The sequence below is a fragment of the Catalinimonas alkaloidigena genome, assembly GCF_029504655.1.
Taxonomy (GTDB): Bacteria; Bacteroidota; Bacteroidia; order Cytophagales; family Cyclobacteriaceae; genus Catalinimonas; species Catalinimonas alkaloidigena.
This window is the reverse complement of record NZ_JAQFIL010000001.1, coordinates 4,563,176-4,587,445: the sequence shown is the minus strand read 5'-3', so window position 1 is coordinate 4,587,445 and position 24,270 is coordinate 4,563,176. Positions and strand designations below refer to the sequence as shown.

14 protein-coding genes and 1 pseudogene are annotated in these 24,270 nt (G+C 45.6%); 11 read left to right on the top strand and 4 right to left on the bottom strand.

Annotation, left to right across the window (positions count from 1 at the left end):
• The first annotated feature begins 26 nt into the window (after positions 1-26).
• The 6 genes and pseudogenes from OKW21_RS18695 to OKW21_RS18670 all read left to right on the top strand — a co-directional run bounded on the left by OKW21_RS18695 (position 27) and on the right by OKW21_RS18670 (position 8,236).
• Positions 27-1,559, top strand: a complete 1,533-nt coding sequence (locus tag OKW21_RS18695) for a RagB/SusD family nutrient uptake outer membrane protein (protein ID WP_277481999.1) — start codon at positions 27-29, stop codon at positions 1,557-1,559.
• 70 nt (positions 1,560-1,629) lie between these two features.
• Entirely contained in the window at positions 1,630-5,196 is a 3,567-nt protein-coding gene (locus tag OKW21_RS18690) for a VCBS repeat-containing protein (protein WP_277481997.1), read from the top strand.
• 204 nt (positions 5,197-5,400) lie between these two features.
• The gene (locus OKW21_RS18685; RefSeq protein ID WP_277481995.1) at positions 5,401-6,714 is read left to right on the top strand and encodes an L-fuconate dehydratase; all 1,314 of its coding nucleotides are present in this window, start codon (positions 5,401-5,403) and stop codon (positions 6,712-6,714) included.
• Positions 6,715-6,794: 80 nt separating this feature from the next.
• Positions 6,795-7,448, top strand: coding sequence for an alpha-L-fucosidase (locus OKW21_RS18680; RefSeq protein ID WP_277481992.1), 654 nt, complete (start codon positions 6,795-6,797; stop codon positions 7,446-7,448).
• 23 nt (positions 7,449-7,471) lie between these two features.
• A pseudogene (locus tag OKW21_RS18675) lies at positions 7,472-7,876 on the top strand (alpha-L-fucosidase); the annotation flags it as partial.
• 24 nt (positions 7,877-7,900) lie between these two features.
• Positions 7,901-8,236, top strand: a complete 336-nt coding sequence (locus tag OKW21_RS18670; RefSeq protein ID WP_338130119.1) for an alpha-L-fucosidase C-terminal domain-containing protein — start codon at positions 7,901-7,903, stop codon at positions 8,234-8,236.
• A 9-nt stretch (positions 8,237-8,245) separates the two neighbouring features.
• Here the strand turns inward: OKW21_RS18670 and OKW21_RS18665 are convergent, their stop codons facing one another.
• The gene (locus OKW21_RS18665) at positions 8,246-9,445 is read right to left on the bottom strand and encodes a hypothetical protein (protein ID WP_277481990.1); all 1,200 of its coding nucleotides are present in this window, start codon (positions 9,443-9,445) and stop codon (positions 8,246-8,248) included.
• A 526-nt stretch (positions 9,446-9,971) separates the two neighbouring features.
• On the opposite strand from OKW21_RS18665, the gene OKW21_RS18660 reads away from it, so the two are divergent.
• Together OKW21_RS18660 and OKW21_RS18655 are read left to right on the top strand one after the other, a co-directional pair.
• Complete coding sequence (locus tag OKW21_RS18660; RefSeq protein ID WP_277481987.1) at positions 9,972-10,304, top strand: hypothetical protein; 333 nt, start codon at positions 9,972-9,974, stop codon at positions 10,302-10,304.
• A gap of 15 nt (positions 10,305-10,319) precedes the next feature.
• The gene (locus tag OKW21_RS18655) at positions 10,320-11,111 is read left to right on the top strand and encodes a DUF817 domain-containing protein (RefSeq protein ID WP_277481985.1); all 792 of its coding nucleotides are present in this window, start codon (positions 10,320-10,322) and stop codon (positions 11,109-11,111) included.
• On the opposite strand, the gene OKW21_RS18650 is transcribed toward OKW21_RS18655, so the two are convergent.
• On the bottom strand, positions 11,105-12,757 hold the full coding sequence (locus tag OKW21_RS18650; RefSeq protein ID WP_277481978.1) for a gamma-glutamyltransferase family protein: 1,653 nt from the start codon (positions 12,755-12,757) through the stop codon (positions 11,105-11,107). The two genes, OKW21_RS18655 and OKW21_RS18650, sit on opposite strands and share 7 nt — an antisense overlap.
• 448 nt (positions 12,758-13,205) lie before the next feature.
• Here OKW21_RS18650 and OKW21_RS18645 point away from each other — a divergent pair, with 448 nt between their 5' ends.
• From OKW21_RS18645 to OKW21_RS18635, 3 genes are all read left to right on the top strand, one after another.
• Positions 13,206-16,439, top strand: a complete 3,234-nt coding sequence (locus OKW21_RS18645) for a SusC/RagA family TonB-linked outer membrane protein (RefSeq protein WP_277481976.1) — start codon at positions 13,206-13,208, stop codon at positions 16,437-16,439.
• A gap of 7 nt (positions 16,440-16,446) precedes the next feature.
• Complete coding sequence (locus OKW21_RS18640; RefSeq protein ID WP_277481973.1) at positions 16,447-17,856, top strand: SusD/RagB family nutrient-binding outer membrane lipoprotein; 1,410 nt, start codon at positions 16,447-16,449, stop codon at positions 17,854-17,856.
• Positions 17,857-18,535: 679 nt separating this feature from the next.
• Positions 18,536-19,147, top strand: coding sequence for a hypothetical protein (locus tag OKW21_RS18635; protein ID WP_277481971.1), 612 nt, complete (start codon positions 18,536-18,538; stop codon positions 19,145-19,147).
• 45 nt (positions 19,148-19,192) lie between these two features.
• On the opposite strand, the gene OKW21_RS18630 is transcribed toward OKW21_RS18635, so the two are convergent.
• Both OKW21_RS18630 and OKW21_RS18625 read right to left on the bottom strand, forming a co-directional pair.
• Entirely contained in the window at positions 19,193-20,647 is a 1,455-nt protein-coding gene (locus tag OKW21_RS18630) for a DUF1501 domain-containing protein (protein ID WP_420870114.1), read from the bottom strand.
• Positions 20,648-20,653: 6 nt separating this feature from the next.
• Positions 20,654-23,884 carry a DUF1553 domain-containing protein gene (locus OKW21_RS18625; protein ID WP_277481964.1) on the bottom strand — a complete coding sequence of 1,077 codons (3,231 nt, stop codon included), beginning with the start codon at positions 23,882-23,884 and terminating at the stop codon, positions 20,654-20,656.
• Positions 23,885-24,270 lie beyond the last annotated feature (386 nt).

Here is a 24,270-nt window from a genome sequence, read left to right as displayed (position 1 = left end):
TAGTTATGCATAGTAATATATATTCTGTGAAAAATAAGATAATCATCTCGCTGAGCCTGCTTTTAGCCTTTTTTCCTTTCAGTCAGTGTAGTGATGAAGTATTGGATATCAATGATCCTAACCGTTTGAGCCCGGACCTTTTCTGGAAGAACGCTGAAGATGCGGAGAAAGCGCTGGTAGGTGTATACAGCCCGCTTACCACGATTCCCGGCTGGGGGCGCATGTTAGGCGCTATCCTTACTATTCATCGTTCGGATATTGTCAATACCTTTCCCCAACCAGCCGTAAATGATGTGGGGACCTTCAATGTGGTACCCACTGATGGTAGGGTGAATGAAGGCTGGGGAGAACTCAACGCCATAGTAGCCAGAGCAAACCAGGTGCTGGCTAATGTGCCCGAGATTGAAATGGATGAGGATAGAAAGGCTGAGATCTTAGGTGAAACTTATTTTCTCAGGGGCTTTGCCCACTTTTATCTGCTCAATATGTGGGGAAATATCCCTTTGCTCACTGAGCCGGTGAATCAAGTGGAAGACCTTTTTGTAGAGCAGGCCTCTCAGTCAGAAGTATGGGCAAGCATCAAATCGGATTTGTCCGAAGCACAAAGTCGTTTGCCGCAAGAGTGGGCGGCGGAAGAGCTGGGTAGAGCCACCTGGGGAGCCGCTACTGCCATGTTGGGTAAAGCCTACCTTTATACAGAAGAATGGTCGGCTGCCGCTGCTGAATTCAAAAAAATTATTGACGCCAACTTATATCAACTGGTAGATAATTATCAGGACAACTTTTTACCAGAAACCAATAATAATGCAGAGTCGGTTTTTGAGCTTCAGTATGAGAGTAGTAGCGATGGAAACTGGGGACCTAGTGGTACACCTAATCCTCAGCGTGGGCAAGCCTGGGAACCAGATATTGCTCCCAAAGGATATACCAGCCAAAAGAGTGTGAGCGTCAATCAGTGGGTGTATGATCTATATATGAAAGAGCAAACGCTATCCGGTGATGTTGACCCCAGAGCTTATGCTACCATTCTGTGGAATTATCCGGGGGCAATGATTTATCAGGATGAATTTAGCAACGCGCTCACAGGAGAAGACCTGAATAAAATATGGGTACGTAAATACCTTAACTTTGAAAGAACCAGCTCACTGACTCCCGGAAGCTGGTCTTACTCAGCCAACAACCGCCGGATGATACGTTATGCTGATGTGCTTCTGATGTATGCTGAGGCTGAGAACGAAGCTAATGGCCCAAGTACCGCGGTATATGATGCTGTAAATCAGGTAAGAGCAAGAGCAGATATGCCAGCTTTACCTGCCGGTCTGAGTCAGGAGCAGATGCGTCAGCGCATCAGAGATGAGAGAGTGTTAGAGTTAGCCCTGGAAGGGGATCGTTTTCTTGACCTGCTCCGTTGGGGGATTGCTGCCGATGTATTTGAGGAGCATCCAGAGTACCGTTCCAATAGCGGAAGTGTGTTTCAAAGAAATAAACATGAATATCTTCCTATTCCTCAAAACGATGTAGATACCAATCCTAACTTTGAACAGAATCCCGGCTATTGACAGGCTAAAGTTTACTTTCGTGTAGTGTAAAGATTATACGGAAAATGGGTTTGACAAAAAGTGTTCGGATATGAAGGAGTACCGGTTTTTATCATATGTGTCGTTGTTTGTAGTGACCTCTATGCTGTCATGCAGTGAGCTTCATCACGAATTCCAATTGTTTGAACAACTGTCCAGTGATGATACCGGCATCTCTTTCTCCAATACCATCACCGAAAATGATTCGGTCAATGTGCTGGATTATTACTATTGTTACAATGGCGGTGGTGTAGCAGTAGGAGACTTTAATAATGATAGCCTTGTGGATATTTTTTTCTCCGGAAATATGGTGTCCTCTCGCTTATATCTGAACCAGGGCAATTTTCAGTTTCAGGATATCACTGAGGAATCAGGAATCAATACTGCAAGCTGGGTTACCGGAGTTTCTGTAGTAGATATAAATACAGACGGTTGGCTGGATATCTATCTGAATGTAGCCGGTTCCAAGGCAGAGAAAAGCTATCCCAACCTGCTTTTCATCAATCAGGGCATTCAGCAGAATGGTCAACTCAGCTTTGAAGAGGCTGCCCGGGAATACGGACTGGCAGACACAGCTTATAGTGTACAGTCTGCTTTTTTTGACTATGACCGGGATGGTGACCTGGACATGTACCTCATGACCAATACAGTCAATTTTGTAGACAAAAGCTATGTGCATGATAAAGACTATCCACTGACAGAAGGACTTACTACTGACAAGCTTTATCGAAATACGGGTGTATCAGACTCGCTAGGACACCCGCTCTTCATAGATATATCGGAAGCAGCAGGCATTATGCATGAAGGCTACGGATTGGGGATTGCCATTGATGACCTCAATGCTGACGGTTGGCCGGATGTGTATGTAGCCAACGATTTTATGCCCAACGATCTGCTATACATCAACCAGCAGGATGGAAGCTTCAGAGAGCAGGCAGCCCGAAGCCAGCGGCACCAAAGCTACAATGGCATGGGTGTAGATATCAGCGATGTCAACAATGACCTTTTGCCGGATATCATGGTTGTAGATATGCTGCCCGAAAATAATGAGCGTCGTAAAACCACCATCGCTGAGATGAACTATGAGCGCTTTAGAAGAGAGCTGGGAGCGGGCTATATCCCTCAGTTTATGCGCAATACTTTACAGATCAATCGTGGCAACGACCCTGAAGGTATTACGCAATTTGCGGATGTCAGTCAGCTGAGCGGTGTACATGCCACCGACTGGAGTTGGGCCCCACTTTTCGCCGACTTTGATAATGATGGTTTGCGGGATATTTACATTACCAATGGTTTTGTAAAAGATATTACCAATCTTGATTTTGGGCGTTATGTAGCTTCATCAACCGTTTTTGGAACTGAGCTGCACAAGAAGGAAAGAAAAAAAGAGCTGGCAGCGCAGCTCAAAAGCGTAAAAGTTTCCAACTTCCTTTACCAGAATGCGGGAGCTTTTGCCTTTGTAGATCAGTCAGCAGCCTGGGGAATTCGTAAGCCTTCCTTCTCTAATGGCGCTGCTCATGCTGACCTGGACAATGATGGAGATCTTGACCTGGTGGTCAACAACATCAATGAAGAGGCTTTTATCTTCAGAAACCGTAGTGAAGAAAGAGAAGAGAAAAACTTTTACCTCAGGCTGAGATTAAAAGGCAGTACGCAGAATCCTGGCGGAATAGGTGCTAAGCTATTTGTCTATCAGGGAGAAAACAGTCAGTACTATTATCATATGCCGGTGCGGGGGTATCTATCCAGCATACACACGCCTGTCCATATCGGCCTGGGTACACAGCAGCAGGTAGATTCTATAAAGATAATCTGGCCCGATGGAAAGCAGCAGCTTTTGAAGAGTATTCAATCTGATCAGGCAGTAGTATTTGACTATCAGCAGGCGCATAGGGTGAACGGTCAAAAGTCAGCTACTAAATCCAGTGCACTTTTCACTGAGGTTAATGATTCATGTAAGGTGCACTTTCAGCATCAGGAGAATACACATATTGATTTTTATTCAGAGCCGCTACTTCCCAAAATGTACTCTCAGGGAGGTCCGGGTATAGCGGTGGGGCAGATAGATGGAGAGCCAGGGGATGATTTTTTGCTGGGAGGAGCCAAAGGATTTGCCGCCACACTTTTTCTGCAGAATCGGGATGCAAGTTTTGCTCAACAAACATGGATGCCGGATGAAAAGGAGTATGAAGACATGGGGATGCTGCTTTTTGACTATGATGAGGATGGTGACAATGATCTTTATGTAGTGAGTGGAGGCAGTGAATTCAAGGCAGATACAAAAGCTTATCAGGACAGGCTTTACAGTAATGACGGGCAGGGTAACTTTAGTCTGATGCCGGATGCTTTACCACAGGTTACCGCCAGCGGTAGCTGTGTAGTAGGTTCTGATTATGATCAGGATGGAGATATTGACCTGTTCGTGGGAGGAAGGTATCTACCCAATGCTTATCCTAAAGCACCCAAAAGTTATCTGTTGGAAAATGACAAAAAGAGATTTTATGATAAGACCCAGGAGGTGGAAGGATTAAGTGAGCTGGGAATGGTCAATGCAGCTAGCTGGACTGACTTTGATAATGATGGCTGGATTGATCTGATCGTAGTAGGAGAGTGGATGCCGGTTACCTTCTTTCAGAATCAGCAGGGCAATTTAGTCAATATTACAGAAGAGCTTGGTTTAGAAAACACCCAGGGATGGTGGAGTAGTATACAAGCAGTAGACCTGGACATGGATGGTGATATGGATTATGTGTTGGGCAATATGGGAACAAATGTTGATTATGCTCCCAGCGATGAAAAACCCCTTAACATCTATGCTTACGACTATGATGCCAATGGTAAATTAGATCCCCTTTTAACCCGTTATTTAGTCAATCGGGACGATGAAGAGGCCATGTATCCCTTCCATAGCCGCGATGACATTTTTCGTCAATTAGTACCTCTCAAAAAGAGTTTCCAGGGCTATGAAGAATTTGCGTCTTCCGAAGTTGGTGAGATTATTCCCACTGAATTGCTCAGCAAAGCTGAGAAATTTAAGGCTTCTCACTTTGAGAGTATTGTACTCTTGAATCAAGGGGGGCATAAATTTGCTATGCGACCATTGCCGGTAGAAGCGCAGTTTTCAGCAGTATATGGAATACAAAGTGATGACTTTAACGCTGATGGCATTCCCGATCTTTTACTCAGCGGTAACTCTTACGCCAATGAAATCCTGTACGGGTGGCAGGATGCTTCACTGGGGGTAATGCTGCTAGGTGATGGTAAAGGAGGTTTTGACGCCCTTACACCACAGGAAAGCGGATTATATCTTAAGGGAGATACTCGTGGACTGTGCATGATGCATGATTTGCATGACAGAAAGCTTTTCATTGCAGCAGTAAATGCTGATAGTTTAAAAATATTAAGTCCGAGCCGGCAGGCAGAGCAAAAACTCTTGCAGGCAAATCCAATGGATGCTTATGTGCTTATTGAATATCAGAATGGTTCTGTAGCAAAGCATGAATTTCAATATGGTTCTGCTTACCTCAGTCAGTCAGCCCGTACCATAAGTATTTCTCAAACTGTAAAATCCATCCGGATTGTAGATTACCAGGGCAGGGAGAGAAAGCTTGATTTTTGATATCAAAAGGGATCATCAAGTCTGAAAACACTTCACTCTGGTAATCGCACCAGTTCAAAATACTTAGCAAAAAACGCATCAAGCTTAGTCAATATAGTGCTAGATATTGTCTATGGGTAAAAATAACTTTATACGTATAATCACATATAGATTGGGTGCAACTGCTTCTATATCAAAAGTATTAACGTTTAACGTAACCAAAAAATGAGTGTAAACAGCTTGCGAATTACAGCAATCAGAGTGTTAGATATTCGCTTTCCTACCAGCCGAACCCTGGATGGCTCTGACGCCATGAATCCCGACCCCGATTATTCAGCAGCTTATGTAATTCTGGAAACCAATAAACCTGCGCTGGAAGGGCATGGGCTTACCTTCACCATTGGTAGGGGCAACGAACTTTGTGTTGAGGCGATCAAAGCCATGTCATATTTACTGAAGGGGAAGAAGTTGAGTGAGTTCACCTCGGATATGGCGGGTTTTTGGAGAACGATTACCGGTGATAGCCAGTTGCGTTGGCTGGGACCTGAGAAAGGTGTGATCCACCTGGCAACTGCGGCAGTAGTCAATGCGGTATGGGATTTATATGCCAAAGCAGAGAAAAAACCGCTCTGGAAACTGATATGCGATATGAGTGCCGAAGAATTGGTCTCCTGTGTAGACTTCACTTACCTGAGTGATGTGATTACGCCAGAAGAAGCCATCAGTATGCTCAAAGCAAAAGAAGCAGGAAAGTCAGAGCGTATTGCCCACCTGATGGAACATGGCTATCCGGCTTATACTACTTCTGCGGGCTGGCTGGGTTATTCGGAAGAGAAAATCAGGAGACTGTGTAGAGAGGCAAAGGAAGAGGGATGGAAATACATTAAAATGAAGGTAGGTAGTAACCTGGAAGATGATATGCGGAGGGCCGCTATCATCCGTGAAGAAATTGGCAGTGATATCCGGCTGATGATGGATGCCAATCAGAAGTGGGATGTGCCACAGGCCATCTGTAACATGAAGCAACTGGCCAGGTTTGACCCCTGGTTTATAGAGGAACCTACCAGCCCGGATGACATTCTGGGCCACAAAGCCATCAGAGAAGCGATAGCACCCGTCAAAGTTGCTACCGGAGAGCACTGTCACAATCGTGTGATCTTCAAACAAATGCTACAAAGTGGGGCTATGGATTTTTGTCAGCTTGATAGCTGTCGGCTGGGTGGAGTAAATGAAATTCTTAGTGTGCTACTCATGGCTGCCAAATTTAATGTTCCTGTGTGCCCCCATGCCGGTGGGGTAGGACTATGCGAATATGTGCAGCATATCTCCATGATTGACTACATAACAGTTAGCGGAAGTATGGAAAACCGCATCATTGAGTATGTAGATCATCTGCACGAACATTTTATAGATCCGGTAATTATCAGAAATGCTCATTATATGCCACCTAGCGCGGCTGGCTACAGCATCAGTATGAAGGAGGAATCTATGATTGCCAATACATTTCCGGGAGGAAGTACGTGGCAGGCAGATAATTAAGTAAAGTCAGTAGCCATATGTTTTTTTGCAATTAATGCTTAGCTTTCCAAATATCACGCACAACACTAGTTTAAGAGGGTATGAGAAATGTATCTTATCAATGCACCATCTTGGTGGTGATCCTACTGATATTTGGCCAGTGCCAATCTAATAGCGGGCAGGAAGAGGAGAGTAAGGAAACTTCTTCTATTTTGAGTACTACCTTAAGCGAGGAAGAAATTCTAAATGAGTCTGAAGAAGATTTTGATGAACGTATGGAATGGTGGCGAGACGCCAAGTTCGGCATGTTTATCCATTGGGGACCCTATGCTATTCCTGCAGGTGAATACCAGGGGGAAGAAGTAGAGGGGCTAAGTGAATGGATCATGAATACTGCGCATATTCCGGTAGAAGAGTATGAGAAATTTTCCGCGCAATTTAACCCCACCCAATATGAGGCAGATAAGTGGGTGGGAATTGCTAAAAATGCAGGAATGAAATACATCGTGATCACCTCCAAACATCATGATGGCTTTGCCCTCTGGGATTCTGATGTAAGTGAGTATGATGTCATGGATTACGCGCCTATTCAACGTGACCTCCTGGCTGAACTGAAAGCAGCCTGTGAAAAGCATGACATCAAGCTTTGTTTTTATTATTCAATCACGGACTGGCATCACCCTGACGCGCAGGCCCCCATTATCCTGACTACAATACGGATGAAAAAGAAAACCCCAACTTCCAGCAGTATGTAGATAATTATCTTTTTCCACAGGTAACGGAGTTGGTAGAAAAGTATGATCCTTATGTGATATGGTTTGATGGAGAGTGGATACCTGAGTGGACGCATGAAAATGGTGTAAAGATGTATACACATTTAAGACAGTTAAATCCTGACTTAATCATCAACAATAGGGTAGATAAGGGGCGTCAGGGTTTGCAGGGTATGAACGACAGCAGTGAAGATTATGTGGGTGACTTCGGTACTCCTGAGCAGGAGATACTGGAAGGTACCAGCGAGTTTGACTGGGAAGCATGCATGACGATGAATGATAGCTGGGGCTACAAAAAGAATGATAACAATTGGAAGTCAAAGGAAATGTTGATCCATAACCTTGTAGATGTAGCAGCTAAAGGAGGGAATTATCTCTTAAACATCGGACCCACCCCTGAAGGTACTATCCCGGCTCCCAGTGTAGAAAGGCTTATGGCCATGGGTGACTGGCTGGATATAAACGGAGAAGCCATTTATGAGACTGAGCGGCTGAAAAGTGAATATAAGCAGGGAGAATCCATTCGTTTTACCAAGAAAAAAGGTGAGCCTACTTACTATGGTATCCTATTGGAAGCCCCGCAAGCTAAAGTCAACTTCACCAGGCTGAAGCCTGAGGAAGGATCAGATGTTTATCTATTGGGCTATGGCCAGCCATTGGATTGGAATTATGATGAAGCCAACGGACTATCAATATCTGTACCTTCACAGGCCGCTACCAATGTAGATTTTGCCTGGGTATTTAAAATAGATGGAGAAGAAATTATGTAAAACCTAAGTCTATAGCATGGCTGGGAGGCGCACTTGAAATACTTTTTGTTGCGGTTCTGTACTATTCATACACTGCAAAAAAGCCTCAGCCACTTTTTCTATTTTCTTAGGTTCAAGGTGTAATTCATCAAACCAGTCTACAGGCTTAGCGTAGCCACGACAATCAATCATAAAAACCTCTCTGCCAAAGGCGGGGTCATTTACCAAATCGTACAGCATCTCATTGAAAAGGTGTAGCATGGCAAAAGCAATATCATTCTGATCTTGCTGCTTAATAATTCTTTTGATCAGCATGGGTTGTTTAAAGTGTCTTCCATTGTCACCGATGATGCGCATCAGGCGGCCGATAGGTTTGATCCAGGAGCCTCGCCTGAAGGATGGAATAGGATAATCATAGCCATGGCAAATCATTCTGAGGTCGGGAAACTTCTTGCGAAGCTGCTTGATCATATACTTGTACTTCAATTCCAGAATGGCAATAAGGGAAAAATACTCCCGGTTAAGAAAATGTAAGCCTCTTTCAATTTGGGCTTTGGTGTCAGAACTTAATGTATCATCATCCAGTACTTTTCTGATTAACGGATGTTGCTGCTTGTATTCTTCTGTAACATACCCCCCTTCCGCATTCACCATTAAGGAAACTCTACGATGATTTACAAGCTCTATCCCACCGGCACTGACCAGAAAAGCATCAGGGGAGATAATGGAAAGTTCAGTGATATATTCTCTTTCCTCCAGAATATTGGTCAGGAAATCACCTCCCCGGGCCAGGCTGTAGATCGCTATATCTTTATCACCCAGATGATCTATCCAGTCTATCACATCATCAGAAATTGGGTGTTCAAACCAGGAATCCCCTTCAGCCACCACCCGCATGGCCATAGGATTTTTTTTGATCTTTTTGATAAACTTATTATTTCTTCTATTCTGGCTTAAGTTATTCAGTCTACCCAGATAACCTGAACTTGCATTGTCAAATTTGTAATTCTCATTCTGGTCAAATATTCTCAGAATAGCCAGCTTAAGGTCTATTACGTTAACAAGCTCTTCCGCACCAAAAAGATCGTCATTCACTACGCCTAACAGTTTTTTTGTATCCTGTTTGCTATAGATTTCAGGTTGTTTTATGAGTTTATTGATCAGTACATCTTTTTCTTCCTCTTGGTTTTTCTGGGTTTTAGGAGTAGGGGTGAGTGTAGTATTTTTCATGTTATTGTGGTTTTGAGTATCCGGATGAATGCAAATGTAAGTTCTACCGTAGTTAAGAAGCGAATGCAAAGAAGCTTTCAAATCAGGTTCTTTGTAAATCGCCTCAGCTTTTGGCTAAGTATATATTAATCTTGACTGGAGGTGGAGCTATCTGTGTCTGTTGAAAAGCAGTAAGCTTATTTTTCAAATGGCAATGCCGGTAGTCGTAGCCAGCTTTTTAGCTTACTGATGATATAGGGAATATAATAAATAATTCGCAGAAAGTGTTGCGGGTTCGTAAATCTTTGTCGCAGGAAATATAGATTTCTACTCAATAATAAAAAATGGGTTTTTATGCATTGCAGTAGTGATCAGGAGTATTAAATATTGATAATCAGTGTATTGTGAAATATAGGCTGAAAATAGTTTACTCTTGCTCAAAAGCTGTACACATGTAATACCTATGAGATTCCCTATGGAGAGGGCATGCAAATTTATGTAAATAGCAACACGAATTTTCAGGAAAGCAGACTTAAAAATACTTCTAATGATCTATCATTTTCTAATTGCGCTGGTGGTAGCAGTAATCATCATGCCTAAGTCAGGAGCAGATCTTAATGAACTAAACACCAGGCTCACCAAAAAATTAAAAGCTGAACCTACCTATCTTATGGAGATTGAGGGACGGCAGTACGAGCTTGACTATCAGGAGCGATCAATAATTGACCCACGCTGGATAGATAAGATAGAGCTGTTCAAAGCACCCCGTTTGCCGGAAGCCTACAAAGCCAGCGCTAGTGTGGTGGTAATGGTCTCTCTGAAAAAGCGTAAGGTGGATGAGTTCTGGGAAGTGATTGAAGCAAAACAGATTCAACTTTAACAGCAGCATAACTTATTGACACATTTTATACGGCAGCTCTTTCATTTTGGCATTCAACAAGCCCTTTCCTGCATTTTCGCTGTTCTGATATTTGCGACGCTAGCCCTCTCTAAAGTCATAGACATTCCAGGCCTCCATCGGTATGACTTTATCCTCATCATTTGTCTGCTGATACAGTTTATCATGATCTATACCAAGCTGGAGTCGTGGGATGAACTCAAAGTCATCTGCCTTTTTCATGTGATCGGCCTGGCACTGGAATTGTACAAAGTGCAGATGGGCTCCTGGTCATATCCAGAAGAAGCGCTTAGCAAGCTTGGTGGGGTACCTTTGTACAGTGGCTTCATGTACGCCAGTGTAGCCAGTTATATCTGCCAGGCCTGGCGAAGGCTGGAACTGCGGTTTATGCACTGGCCCCCTGATTACCGGACATACCCGATTGCTCTGTTCATTTACCTCAATTTCTTTACCCATCATTTTCTCCCGGATTTCCGCTGGTGGATAACCGCCTCCTTATTTCTGGTCTTTGGCAAGTCTTACGTACGTTTCACAGTCAGGGGAGAAGTATACCCTATCCCTACCATCCTTTCTTTTCTACTGATCGGTTTCTTTATCTGGATAGCGGAAAACATTTCTACTTTCTTTGGTGCATGGCAGTATCCTGATCAGGCAAATACCTGGAAACTGGTACACCTGAGCAAGATCAGCTCCTGGTTCTTACTGGTGATCATCAGCATCATCATAGTAGCCAACCTCAAGCACCTGAAATATGGGGCAGAAAAAAAACTTCCGAAAAAGGCTTATTGAACCCCGGCAGCAGCACCTTCCCAATCCGGATCAGCAGCACCCACAAACTGCTGGGTATCAGCATTATATTCTACCGCATGTACTCTCCCAAAGCGGGCGACTTCCGGTACTTCATTGAGCAGAAAACCTTTGGCTTTCAGGGCTTCCAGTACTTCATCTTGCCAGCCCTCACCACTATGCGTCTCCACAAAAACACTGTCTGCATCATCGGGGTGAACGCGGGGAGCAGCAAGTGCTTCCGCCAGTTCCATATTTTGGTCTATCACTCTGCTACTTACCGAAGTAATAGCTGAGATAATTCTGGAACCGCCAGCAGCTCCCAGTGCCAGATAAGGCTGATCATTTTTTGTGATTACGATGGGTGAAATGTGAGAAGCGGCTCTTTGTCCGGGCTCAAAATCTCCCAGATACCCCCCTAAAGTTACCGCATATAAGAACCCCAGCCCCGGACTGGCTACTTTGGAACCCATATTGGGGCCTAATGATTGGGTGAGCGCTACCATCATACCATTGCCATCAGCTGTAGACAAGTGAGTAGTATGCCCTTGTTCGGCGAGCCAGCTCTGCGGCACCTCGATATCCTTGGGGGGTAAGTGAGTTAATACATTAGGAGAAGAAAGTTGACTCGCTACTTTTTGTGCATAATCTTTGGAGATCAGAATCGGAATGGAGTCTGCTGTCTGGCTCCTGCGATCTTCATAAGCACGCTCAACGGCAAGGTACATATTACTAGCCCATTCCACTTCGCTGGCTTCCTGCATCGGCATGTTTTCCAGTATATTCAAAATTTCCAGTGTGATGGCTCCGTAAGAAGGCATGGAGAGCGCATACACTTCATTACCTCTGTAGGTACTGTTAAGAATATCAGCATCAAGGGCTTCATAATTAGACAGGTCCTCCATGCTAAGTACCCCTCCATTGGCCTGTATATCAGCAATAATTTTTTCAGCTATTGCACCACGGTAAAACGCTTCATCACCTCCTTCGGCTATTGCTCTCAGGGTTTTGGCCAGATCCTTTTGTACCAGTATTTCACCCTCAGCATAAGTAGTGGTATCTTCTTTAAGAAAATAGGTGCTTGTGCCTTCAAACTCCTGAATCTCCTTCAGGGCGAGCGCATGTCGGGTGGCTTCACCAGGCAGCAGGGCAAACCCTTCTTCCGCATAACGAATTGCCGGTTCCATTACTTTGGTCAAGGGAAGTGAACCGTGTTCTTCCAAAAGTTTAGTGAGCCCGGCAACCACACCCGGAATACCAATGGTAGGGTATCCGTAACTGCCTTGAGGAGCGTTTGCGGCATCATAAGACATAGGGGCCTGTGTCGTAGCATCAACGCCTCTTACTTTACCATCAGGCAGTCTGAGGATAGCTTGCAAGCGTCCTCCTAATCCACTCATGCTGGGCTCTACCACTGCCAAAGTAAAAGCCGCAGCTACCGCTGCATCTACTGCATTACCTCCGAGTGATAACATCTGCTGCCCCGCTGCTGTGGCCAGCGGGTGTGCTGCGGCCACCATACCTCCCCCGGCTTGTGCTGACTGGGTGAGTGCAGGTTCTTCTATCGTCTCAGTTTTTGCAGACTGCTGACTGTCCTGGCAGCTTATTGAAATGCATGCTAATGCAAGAAGAAAAAGTAGGTTTTTCATAAATCAGGGCTAGATAAAGATGATGTAGAAATCCAAAAATATCAGATGTATTCCGCAATTGCTAGAAAAGCCGGGCAAAATGAACGAATCTATGTAAAAGAAGGAGAATTTATATTGGTAAAAGCCATGAAAGCTAAAATTTTATTTTAATTAATTCGGTCTATGAGTCGGTAAAATATTTTATCGTGGCAAAATATAACTTTTAATGCTTTGTATGCACTAGCTGAATGATGTTCAATATTTTGAACCTAATATGCTTATGAGAGTTACCTTATCAGATATCGCTATATCCTCATATTTTATCATAAAAAAACAAAAATTTGGTAAGCTTTTCTAGTCAATATTTCTCACCCAAATTGGGTGAATTGCGCTAGATTGAAGCAATTCAAATTTGACTCAGGGGGTAAAAAAAGTAAATTAGTATTTTTTTAATCAAACGACCTTATTCATGAGAAACTATCTACGTGTCCTTTTTTTTAGCCTTTGTTTAGGGCTAATGTACGTACCGCTCTTTGCCCAGGAGGTAAATATCAGTGGTACGGTAAGCGATGAGAGTGGAGAACCACTTCCCGGAGTTACCGTAATCGTGGAAGGTACTACCACCGGTACCACTACCAATATTGAAGGTATATTCCGGCTCAGCATACCTCAGAATGCAGAAACGCTAACATTCAGTTCTGTAGGGTACACACAAAAATCTGTACCGATAAATAACCAGACAGAGTTCAATGTTAGTTTGCAGGAAGATATCCAGCAGCTGGGAGAAGTGGTTGTCAATGCGCTGGGTTTTAAGGAGAACCGTGATCAGCTGGGCTCTACAGCTTCCCGGGTGGATGCTGAGTCAGTAGTACAATCCGGAGAAACAGGCGTAATCAATGGTCTGGCCGGAAAAGCAGCCAGCGTACGTATTGCCCGTTCCAATGGTGATCCCGGAGCAGGGTCCACCATCCAGATCCGAGGAGCCAATACCATTACCGGTTCTTCTAACCCCCTGGTAATTGTTGATGGAGTTCCGCTAAACAACAATACAGTGTATGGGGGTGGAAATGGGGCTAACCGCTCGGGTGGTACTTCTCAGCAGTCACGCCTCAATGACATCAACCCCAACGATATAGAAAGTATTCAGGTGCTGAAAGGCGCTTCAGCTGCATCGCTTTGGGGTTCTCGTGCTGCCAATGGTGTAATCGTAATTACGACCAAACAAGGTAGCGCGGGCAGGCCTAAAATCAGCTTTTCGTCTACTTATTCTATTGATGAGGTAAACACCCGTCACCCCTTGCAAAATAAATTTGGGCAGGGTAGAAATGGCGAATGGGATTCAGGAGATAGAGAGTCGTGGGGCGACAAAATAGCAGAAAGACCAGGTGGAGAAGATGAGGTAGATATGTCAGGAGAATATTTTGAAGCTGATGATGGTACACTTTATTACCCCATCATCAACAAAAACTCAAGAGAAACCTATGTAGATGAAAACTTTGATGAGGTTTTCCAGAATGGTTACTTTTTACAGAATGACCTTTCTATCAGCGGAGGGTCTGAAAAATCAACTTTCTTCTTCAGCCTGGGCCGGCTGGATCAGGAAGGTATTGTCAAAAACAGTGATTACCATAGAACCAACGTTCGTTTGAACAACCAGACTTTCTTCGCCGACTGGATTAATGTTTCTTCCCGTGCTGCTTATACCAATACGAAGTCTAACCGTATTCAGCAAAGCTCCAATGTGGCAGGGCTTTACCTCGGACTACTAAGAAATCCCCCTGATTTCTCAATAGCTGACTACAAGGGAACCTATTATGATGAGGATGGAACTGCTTACCCCAAGAGGCATCGCGCCTATCGCAGGCCTCTGGGATCTACAAATAACCCTATCTACAATAATCCATTATGGACCACCAATGAGCAGATAAGCAATACCCTGGTAGACCGCTTTATAGCCAACAGTGATATTAATATTGAACCTAATGACTGGCTGGTATTTACCCTGAGAGGTGGAGTGGATACTTATACTGACCGGAGAAATTATTTCTACCCCATAGGCTCAGGAGGAGAAGTATTCGGCCGCTTTGATGAAGATATTATTACCGAAAGTGAGTTTAACTTTGACGCGATTGGTAAAGCCCAGTTTAGCCTGACTGATGCTATCGGTCTGACCACAACTATTGGATGGAATTATAATAATCGCGTAAGACGTTCTAACTTCAACACATTGACCAACTTTCAGGCTAATGTGGATCTGCTGACTACTGACCTTAATACCAGTAATGAGGTTTCCAGCATTGAAAACTTTAAGCAATTCATACGTTCCAATCGCCTCTATTCAGTATTTAATTTTGACTTTTTTGATCAGTTATATTTCAATGCCTCAGGTACGGTGGAAGCTGCTTCCAGTGTACAGGGCAATTTCTTCTATCCCGCTTTTGATGTCGCCTGGCAGTTTACTGAACTGGCTGGATTGGATAATACCGGCTTCCTGAGTTTTGGTAAGCTGAGAGCCTCATGGGGGCAGGTAGGGGTACAGCCCCAGGCGCATCGCTTCCAGACGCTGGCCGAGGGTGGCTTTGTCTACAGCACCTACGATGATGGTCTGGACATCTCTCAGTTTGGCGGTGGTTTCCGTGTGGATGATGACAAAGGTAATCCTGACCTCAAGCCTGAGATCAAAACTGAGTGGGAAATCGGTACCGACCTGAGGTTTATGCAGGACCGCCTGTCACTCAGCATGACCTATTATCAAAATGAAATCAATGACCTCCTGTTTGAAGTAGCGACTACACCTTCCTCAGGCTTCCTCAGTGAATATACCAATGCGGGAGTGATGCAAAACCGTGGATTTGAAGCGGAACTGGATTACGCAATCTTTCAGGGTGATGATTTTACGATGAACGCCTATGCGAACTTCAATACCAATGAAAATGAAGTAGTAAGCCTGCAAGGAACGGAATCAGTAGATCTGACCACCCAGTCTATCAGCTCCCGTGCCGTACCCGGCTATCCACTGGGTGTACTCTGGGGCACAAGACCTCAGCGCAATGACGACGGAAGCCTGTTGCTGGACGACAATGGATTTCCTCAGATCGCTAATACCCAGGGAGTGATTGGTGATCCCAATCCCGACTGGAGAGGAGGATTAGGGCTGCGTGCCAGCTATAAAAATATCAGCTTTAACATACTGTTTGAACACTCTCAGGGAGGCGACTTTGCGGAAAGAACCCGCTTTATTTTGCGTAATTTTGGTACCCATGCCGATGTAGGGAATGAAGTGACGCTTAGCCAGGATCTTATCAATGTGGCAGGTGACGTGATACCTTCAGGTACTACCGTCAGAGGAGCCATAGAAGACTTTGGTGCCGGTCCGGTACTGCTGGATGAAGCCTGGTACCGTGGCCGTGGCGCTGGTTTCGGTGATGGTGTGATGAATGAGTTTGCTGTGTCAGACGCTACCTGGACGCGTCTGCGTGAGATCAGACTGGGCTATGTACTGAACAACAGCTGGCTGAGGGATGTGACCAAGTTAAATTCGGTAGAGTTTTCAGTGACTGGTCGTAACCTGTTCCTCTGGACAGATATCCTGGGCATTGACCCGGAGATCAATCAGTTTGGGGTAACCAACGGCTTTGGTATTGACTACTTCACCAACCCCAGCACTCGTTCTGTTCTTTTCACCTTGAAAATCAATTACTAGAACTGTTATGAAAAAATTACTATATATATTCTTGAGTCTGACATTGCTCATGACCTTTGGGTGTGAGGATTTGGTAGATGACATCAATGACAATCCAAATAAAATCACTACGGATAACATTGACCCCCGCTTGTTTTTGAAAGGCGCTCTGTTAGTAGATGTGCAGATGAACTATGGTCATCTCCCCAGAATTGCCAGTATGTGGAGTGGACAGCTGATTGGCTTCCAGTCGCTTTATAAGACACTCTACGAATACAACATCACGGCGGCAGAGTCTGAGGCCACCTGGGAAGATGCATATCAGGGTGCGCTGAATCAGTTACGTTTTGTACAGGAAGAACTGGGTGACGACCCTATCTACCTGGGCATATCTCAGGTCGTTGAAGCCCACATCGTAGGCAATATGGCATCGCTATTTGGTGATATTCCTTACCGTGAGGCGGCTGAGCCCGAAATTGATGACCCTATGTTTGACCCACAGGCGCAGGTCTTCGCTGACTTACAGGCGCTGCTGGACGATGCTATCCAGACACTGGAAAGTGTGGATGGAAGCCCCAATGTAGAACCGGACATATTTTATGGGGGTGATCCTACGCTCTGGATAGAAGCCGCCTGGACGTTGAAGGCGCGCTATTACGTACTGACCAAGCAATATGCTGAAGCGCTCAGTGCTGCTCAGAATGGCATATCCTCACCAGAGAATTCTATGTATTACAAGCCGATAGATGACTCCAATCAGGACAATGATAATCTTTTCTTCAAGCTGCTCAACGGAAGCCGTACCGGTGACATTGGAACGGGCAACAGCTTTGCCATGCAACTGCTGGATGTAGATAATCCGGACTCCCGCAATCATGCCAAAACCAATGAGGAAGCCCGTAAGGCCTACCTTACCATTGACGAAAGCCGGGCAGTAGAAACCGGCTTTGCCGGAAGGGTAGAGCCCATGCCCCTCATCACCTATGCGGAAAATCAACTCATACTGGCAGAGACCGCTGCCCGTGCCGGAGATTTATCTGATGGCTTGCCATACCTGAATGAGCTACGTGCCGAACTGGATGAGGCAAGTACTTTTGATGTTTTGGCAGATACATTAGCGTATTCATATGAGCCCTTTGTGGCGGCGGATTTTGCCAGTGGCGGTATTGAAAATCCCGATGGAATAGCTGCTGACAGAGCGTTTCTCAGAGAAGTGATAGAGGAGAGGTATGTTTCAGGATTTGGTCAGCTTACCGCTTTTAATGATGCCCGACGTCTGCGTAAGTCCGATCAGGATATCGCAGTGCCCATTCCGCTGAATATTGGTAGCGCTACGGCCTATCCCGAACGGTTTATCTATGCCAATAGTGAGATCAACGCCAACAGTAACGCACCGGACCCTCCGGGCATACTGGTACCCACGCCCATTAACCAATAAATTGAGAAGAAGGGAGGCAATTCGCCTCCCTTTTTTGTTTTAACGCGCTTATTCTCACATGATGGTCATTGTCCCCACTAACAAATGGAGAGGCTAAAAACCGCTTACAGAGAGACATCAGACCATTTTTATCATTTTGCTGTTAGGGGAAAATAACATATCAGCCAAATGCATGGCTGTATGTTAGAGGGAAGCCCGAGTTTTGGGCTGATTTATTACATTCCCCACTGGGGAACGCGTAGTTTTGGTGCTGTTTGTTCACCTTCCCCGCAGGGGATACTAACAAATTGGGCTTTTCACTCACGATCCCCTAACAGTATACTAACAAATCAGGCCAGTGCATAACCCTTCCCAGGGTGTTGGATAATAGATTGTCTGTGTTTGGACAGAATCCCTTGCTGCTCTCTACTACCAAAATTGTTTATTTCTGTTTCCCCGGACTGTCAATACTTGCGTCGGGGTAAATTGGTGCATGCTTTACAAATGAGTATTTCCATATGCTTTGTAGTTATTGCAGTGCTCTCTTGCTGTGTCATTCCGGAACATAGTGGAGGAATCTTTACCAAGAGATAGACAGTTGAGCTAACGCTATTACATTAAAACTTTGAAAAACCTGATATCATAAGTATTTGGTATATTTAATTTTTGAGACAAGAAACTGTAGTAGAAAACAATTTAAATGTTGAGAAAAGCAGATTTACATTCAACCCACAATAGCATAGCAGCTGATTCACTTGTCTGGTTAGAACAAGCAGAATTACTGAATATATCAGCTATCTCCATATATCAAAACTTGATCAAATCGTATAGTAATCATAATCTAAGTCCTTCAGCAAGGAGCAAAGCAACCATGGGATTCATGGGTTCTTACATGTTACTTTCGGGCTATGCATTCGAAAACCTTATAAAGGGTGTTTCTATTGCTAGATTCAAAGATGAAAGTTTAGACATCTTAAAGCAAAAGCGTTGGAATTATAGGAAAGGTCATGGAATTTCAAGTATAGCTAGAGACTTAATTGATGACGTAACAAAGGATGAATTAGACTTGCTTAGCAGATTTGAAGAGTTTGTTATTTGGGGAGGTAGATATCCAGTTCCATTGAAAGAAAGCATGTATTCGCAGAGCTACAAGTTGAGGTTAAAAGGTAAAGATTTTCAAGTTAGAAATAAGTTGTTTAACAGATTGAGAAATATATTAGTAGAGGAATGGGAAGAAGGGAATAATGAAAAGTTTTATGGAGATGACGGTTTGAATGAGTTTAAAAATGCTTTTGATAACACAAATATATAATTTCATTCATTCGGAGATGTTTATAAAAGGGCAAGGTATTGTCCCTCAACTCAACACCCCCTGCACCACCTTTCCATGCACATCGGTGAGGCGGAAGCGGCGACCCTGGTATTTGTAGGTCAGGCGTTCGTGGTCAATACCCAGCAGGTGCATTAAGGTAGCCTGAAAGTCATGCACATGCACCGGATTCTTGGTTACATTGTAGCTAAACTCATCGGTCTCTCCATACACCATTCCGGCTTTAACCCCTGCTCCGGCCATCCACATCGTAAAGCAACCGGGATGATGATCACGCCCATAGTTTTCTTTAGTCAGTCTGCCCTGTGAGAAGCTGGTACGTCCGAATTCTCCCCCCCAGACCACCAAAGTATCCTCCAGCAAGCCTCTCTGCTTGAGGTCCAGGATCAGGGCGGCTGTCGCCTGATCGGTATCTTTGCATTGTCTGCTAATGCCTCCCGGCAGGTTGCCATGCTGGTCCCAGCCCATGTGGTAGAGCTGTATAAAGTTAACGTTCTTCTCAGCCAGTCGCCTTGCCAGCAGGCAGTTGGCGGCATAGGTGCCGGGTGTACGGGCATCTTCTCCGTACATCTCATAGATATAGTCAGGCTCGTTGGAAAGGTCTACCGCATCGGGCACCGAAGTCTGCATGCGGAAAGCCATCTCGTATTGTTGTATTTTTGATTCTATCTCCGGGTCGCCGCTCATCTTCTGCTGTATCTGGTTCATCTCTTTGATGTAATCCAACGCCCTGCGGCGGTCATGCTGGTGAATGCCATAGGGGTTGTTGAGGTAAAGTACCGGGTCTTTGCCGGAACGGAACTGAACGCCCTGATGGTGGGAGGGCAGAAAGCCATTGCCCCAGGCCGATGAGTTGAGGGGCTGCGCGCCACCTCCTTTGGATACCAACACCACAAAGTTGGGCAGGTTCTGGTTGCTGGAACCTAAGCCATAGCTCATCCAGGAGCCGATGGAAGGACGTCCACTCTGCTGCGAGCCGGTCTGCACAAACATTACTGCCGGTTCATGATTTATTGCTTCGGTAAAGACCGATTTGACGATGCAAAGCTCATCTACAATTTTGGCAGTGTAAGGCATCAGCTCGCTTACCCAGGCCCCGGACTGTCCGTACTGCTTAAAGTCAAAGATAGATTGTACCAACGGAAAGGTAGACTGATTAGCCACCATACCGGAGTTACGCTGTGTACCTCGTATAGAGTCGGGTATCTCTTTGCCATGCCATTTCCTGAGGGCGGGCTTATAGTCAAAAGTCTCAATCTGGGAAGGACCACCACTCTGAAAGAGGTAGATCACCCGTTTGGCCTTTGCAGGAAAATGCCCATGGCCGAGGACCCCACTGCTAGGAGAAGTAAGCTTACCGGCTGATGTGCTTCCCAGAGAAGAGAGGGGAGAGAAGAGAGAGGACAAGGCGATTGAGCCGAAGCCCAGGGAGGCTTTGTTCAGAAACTGTCTTCTGCTTTGTTGGGAAAAATGCTTGTCCATAGCCATTTATTTTCGGGTATATGCTTCGTTGGTGTTCATGATGCTGTTGGCTACTACGGCCAGGGCAGCCAGCTCTGTCTGCTGCTCAGCTTTTACTTCCTGCGCACCTATGCTGAGGTAAGCCTGTAAGTCCTCAGGATGCTTACTAAATTTATCGTATTCATCCTTATAGTGCGCCTGTAGCAACAGTGTCTCTTTGCTTTGAGGCTTACGGCCGGTAAGCAGGCGAAAAGTTTTTTCCAGTTTGTCTTCCAGGCTTGAGTTATCCATCTGCAGTACTTTCTCAGCCAGCACACGGGAGGCTTCCACAAACTGCGGATCGTTGAGCAGCACCAGCGCCTGAAGGGGCGTGCTGGTGGTGGTGCGCCGTACTTTACACTCTCCCCGCTGCGGCATATCAAAGATAAGCATGGAAGGAGGAGGAGAAGTGCGCTTCCAGATCGTGTAAATACTACGGCGGTACAAGCCTTCACCCTCGGTTTGCAGATAAGGATAGCGCCAGGATTTGTTGCTCAGCTCATCCCACAGCCCTTCCGGCTGGTAAGGGTATACACTTTCGCCTCCGGTTTCTTCTACCAGCAGTCCACTGACCGCCAGTGCATTGTCGCGTATCATCTCAGCGGGCAAACGGAAGCGGGGCGCTCTTGCCAAGTACTGGTTTTCCGGGTCTTGCTCCAATAGTTCAGGCGTGACCTGGGAGCTTTGCTGATAAGTCGCTGACATCACAATAAGCTTGTGCAGGGCTTTGAGGTCCCACTCATGCTCCTGCAGCCAGATAGCCAGATAGTCCAGTAGCTCAGGGTGGGAAGGAAGGTCACCCTGATTGCCCAGGTCATCAGAAGTTTTGACCAGCCCTTTGCCAAAATGCAGTTGCCAGATACGGTTGACGATGACTCTGGCCGTGAGGGGATGATCAGGGGCAAACATCCATTTTGCCAGGCCCAGTCGATTACGAGGCAAACTGTCGGGAAAGCTGAATATCTTGTCAGGCGTATCTGGCAGCACCTCCTTACCCGGCTGACTGTAGCTGCCTCTTTCCAGCAGATAGGTGGGACGGGGCTTAGGCAGGTCGCCCATCACCATGATCTCCGGTATGCTGTTCATCAGAGCGTTGAGTTCGTTACGTGCCTGTTGCAGTTCCTCTACCTGGGGAGCATCTTTGTGCCGGGCAAAGTAGTATTCGGCTAAAGCCTGTTCTGTAACTGTTCCCTGTTTCAGCGCTTCTTTCGTTTGTTCCGGATGACTTAGATAGCTGACTTCCAAAGCCGTAAGCTCTCGCTCGTAGATGCGGATTTCGTCCAGGCCACCCTCTTTCATGGGGGTAATCTTGTCACGGCTGCCCAGGTGAAAACCTCTGAAAGCATAGGTGTGGATATTGGGTTCGTAGAGAATCCCTTTATACAGATTATCTGTAACTACATCACGGGCAGCTTCTTTCCCATTCAGATAAAGCCTGATGCCTTCGGCACGGCTGGAACCATCATAAGTAATAGTGATCCGGCTCCATGCTTTGGCGGGAAGTGCTTCCCGGCTAGTGAGTTCTATCGCATTCTGAGGCCAGGAATGGGCCATGATGAATTGCAGCTTATTATTTTGCAGGTAGAGAGAGTAGCCCTTTAAGCCCAGGCGTACATCTTCACAATGGGTAAAGACTCCGGCTTCTTCATAAACTGTGTCTGGATACACCCAAAGGTCTAGGCTGAAAGGTTCAGTTCTTTCAAACCAGCCGATCTTTTCGCCCAGGGCGATAGAATTGTAATCACTGACATAAAAAGCATTGCCTTGAATACCTTCCCTGATGACAGCCTCTTTCAATGTGGCTGGCTTTTGGGCGTTGACCAGATTGTCGGTCAGGGCTTTTCCATTACCCAGCTCAGTAAACTTATCCAGAGGATAATAAGCCTGTAAACCCCGCTGCATGTCTTGCGCTAACGCTCTGTGTAGATTGGGCTTTGCTTTCTTCCATTGTGCAAAATGCTTCTGCTCTTTGTCTTCCTCTAAGCTTTCTTCCTGTTGATAAATGAACTGTCTGAGTTCACTGATCTGTGCATCGGTCTTTTCATCACTCAGCAGTAGTGCTGGACCGGGAGTCTGATCGGGACCGTAGACCGGGCTGCCCGACTCAAAGGTACTGTTGAAGAAAGCGAACATGCTGTAATAATCCTCCTGCGAGACAGGGTCATATTTATGATCGTGGCAGCGCGCACATTCCAGCGAAAGTCCCAGAAAAGCTTTGCCCAGTGTGTTGGTACGGTCCGCTACATATTCTACTCTGTACTCTTCAAAGACGATCCCTGCCTCGGTATTACGCTTATGCAGACGGTTAAAGGCAGTAGGCAGAATGTCTTCCCGTGTAGCATTGGGCAGCAGGTCGCCAGCCAGTTGCAGGGTGACAAACTCATCATAGGGCATATTCTGGTTAAAAGCCTCAATCACCCAATCCCGCCAGGGGGAGAAGTCGCGGTGCTTGTCGTCCAGATAACCATCACTGTCGGCATAGCGGGCGACATCCAGCCAGTGAGCTGCCATGCGTTCGCCATAGGCAGGAGAATCCAGCAGCCGGCCCACCAGCTTTTCGTAAGCCTCAGGAGATGTATCGGCAACAAAAGCGTCTATCTCTTCCAGGCTGGGCGGGAGGCCGGTAAGGTCAAAGCTCAGACGACGGATGAGCGTTTCCCGATCAGCTTCCGCGGAAGGACTAAGGCCTTTCTCTTCTAATTGTCTGAGCACAAAAGCATCTATTTCGTTTTTTATCCATGAAGATTGGCTTACGGGAACGGGCTTTTTTTCCGCTGGTGCAAACGCCCAGTGAGGCTTGTAATCTGCTCCCTGTTCTATCCAGCGGATGAGTATGGCTTTTTCTTCTGCTGACAGGCTGAGGTTAGACTCCGGAGGGGGCATCTGTACTTCTGGATCATCACTGATGATGCGGTGGTAAAATTCGCTGTCGGCAAGGTCATGAGCGACTATTGCATGTTTGCCTTCATTTTCAGGAAGCTCGGCAAAGGCAGCTTCAGCGACATCCAGGCGGAGGCCTGCTTCTCGCTTGTCTTCGTCAGGGCCGTGGCAGGCAAAGCAGCGATCGGAAAGGATAGGTTTTACATGAAAGTTGTAACTTACTTTGTCTGGTATTAGCGCTTCTGCCGCCATGATCTCTTCCGGCTTATCTACCTGGCAGGCAGATAAGAGGGCATAGCATAAAACATAGATAAATAGTAAATTCAGGTTGCTGCGCATAAAAAATGCTTATTCTTCTAAGCTTATTCCCATTAAAATAATAGATAGTTTGCGTAATACGAAATGAAAGGTTTAATAAAATATGAATGGGCAAAAGTGGTGGTCTGTATAATGGTTTAAGGTAGTGTTGATTTTACACTTTATCTATTTTGGGCGTTTTTTCTGCTTCCTATCCTTTTTCTAAGCAAGCTGTATGCTGGAGTGCTTGTACTTTTCTGATATTTTGGGGTGGGAGAAGTAGAGGGCATGCGATTCCACCTTGGACATTGTAAATGTGCTGAGACTGACCAAGCGTGGCAAACGTGCGGCAGGTAGGGGAGTAGGGGGCACCTGTTTAGCTAGCTAAAGATTCTTGGCATTACTTTTCTATTCCATTACTTTTAGTA

Coding starts and splice junctions, on each gene's coding strand:
- OKW21_RS18640 (WP_277481973.1), top strand. CDS start 16,447: ATGAAAAAATTACTATATATATTCTTGAGTCTGACATTGCTCATGACC.
- OKW21_RS18650 (WP_277481978.1), bottom strand. CDS start 12,757: ATGAAAAACCTACTTTTTCTTCTTGCATTAGCATGCATTTCAATAAGC.
- OKW21_RS18685 (WP_277481995.1), top strand. CDS start 5,401: ATGAGTGTAAACAGCTTGCGAATTACAGCAATCAGAGTGTTAGATATT.
- OKW21_RS18660 (WP_277481987.1), top strand. CDS start 9,972: ATGATCTATCATTTTCTAATTGCGCTGGTGGTAGCAGTAATCATCATG.
- OKW21_RS18635 (WP_277481971.1), top strand. CDS start 18,536: ATGTTGAGAAAAGCAGATTTACATTCAACCCACAATAGCATAGCAGCT.
- OKW21_RS18665 (WP_277481990.1), bottom strand. CDS start 9,445: ATGAAAAATACTACACTCACCCCTACTCCTAAAACCCAGAAAAACCAA.
- OKW21_RS18680 (WP_277481992.1), top strand. CDS start 6,795: ATGAGAAATGTATCTTATCAATGCACCATCTTGGTGGTGATCCTACTG.
- OKW21_RS18670 (WP_338130119.1), top strand. CDS start 7,901: ATGGCCATGGGTGACTGGCTGGATATAAACGGAGAAGCCATTTATGAG.
- OKW21_RS18645 (WP_277481976.1), top strand. CDS start 13,206: ATGAGAAACTATCTACGTGTCCTTTTTTTTAGCCTTTGTTTAGGGCTA.
- OKW21_RS18690 (WP_277481997.1), top strand. CDS start 1,630: ATGAAGGAGTACCGGTTTTTATCATATGTGTCGTTGTTTGTAGTGACC.
- OKW21_RS18625 (WP_277481964.1), bottom strand. CDS start 23,884: ATGCGCAGCAACCTGAATTTACTATTTATCTATGTTTTATGCTATGCC.
- OKW21_RS18630 (WP_420870114.1), bottom strand. CDS start 20,647: ATGGACAAGCATTTTTCCCAACAAAGCAGAAGACAGTTTCTGAACAAA.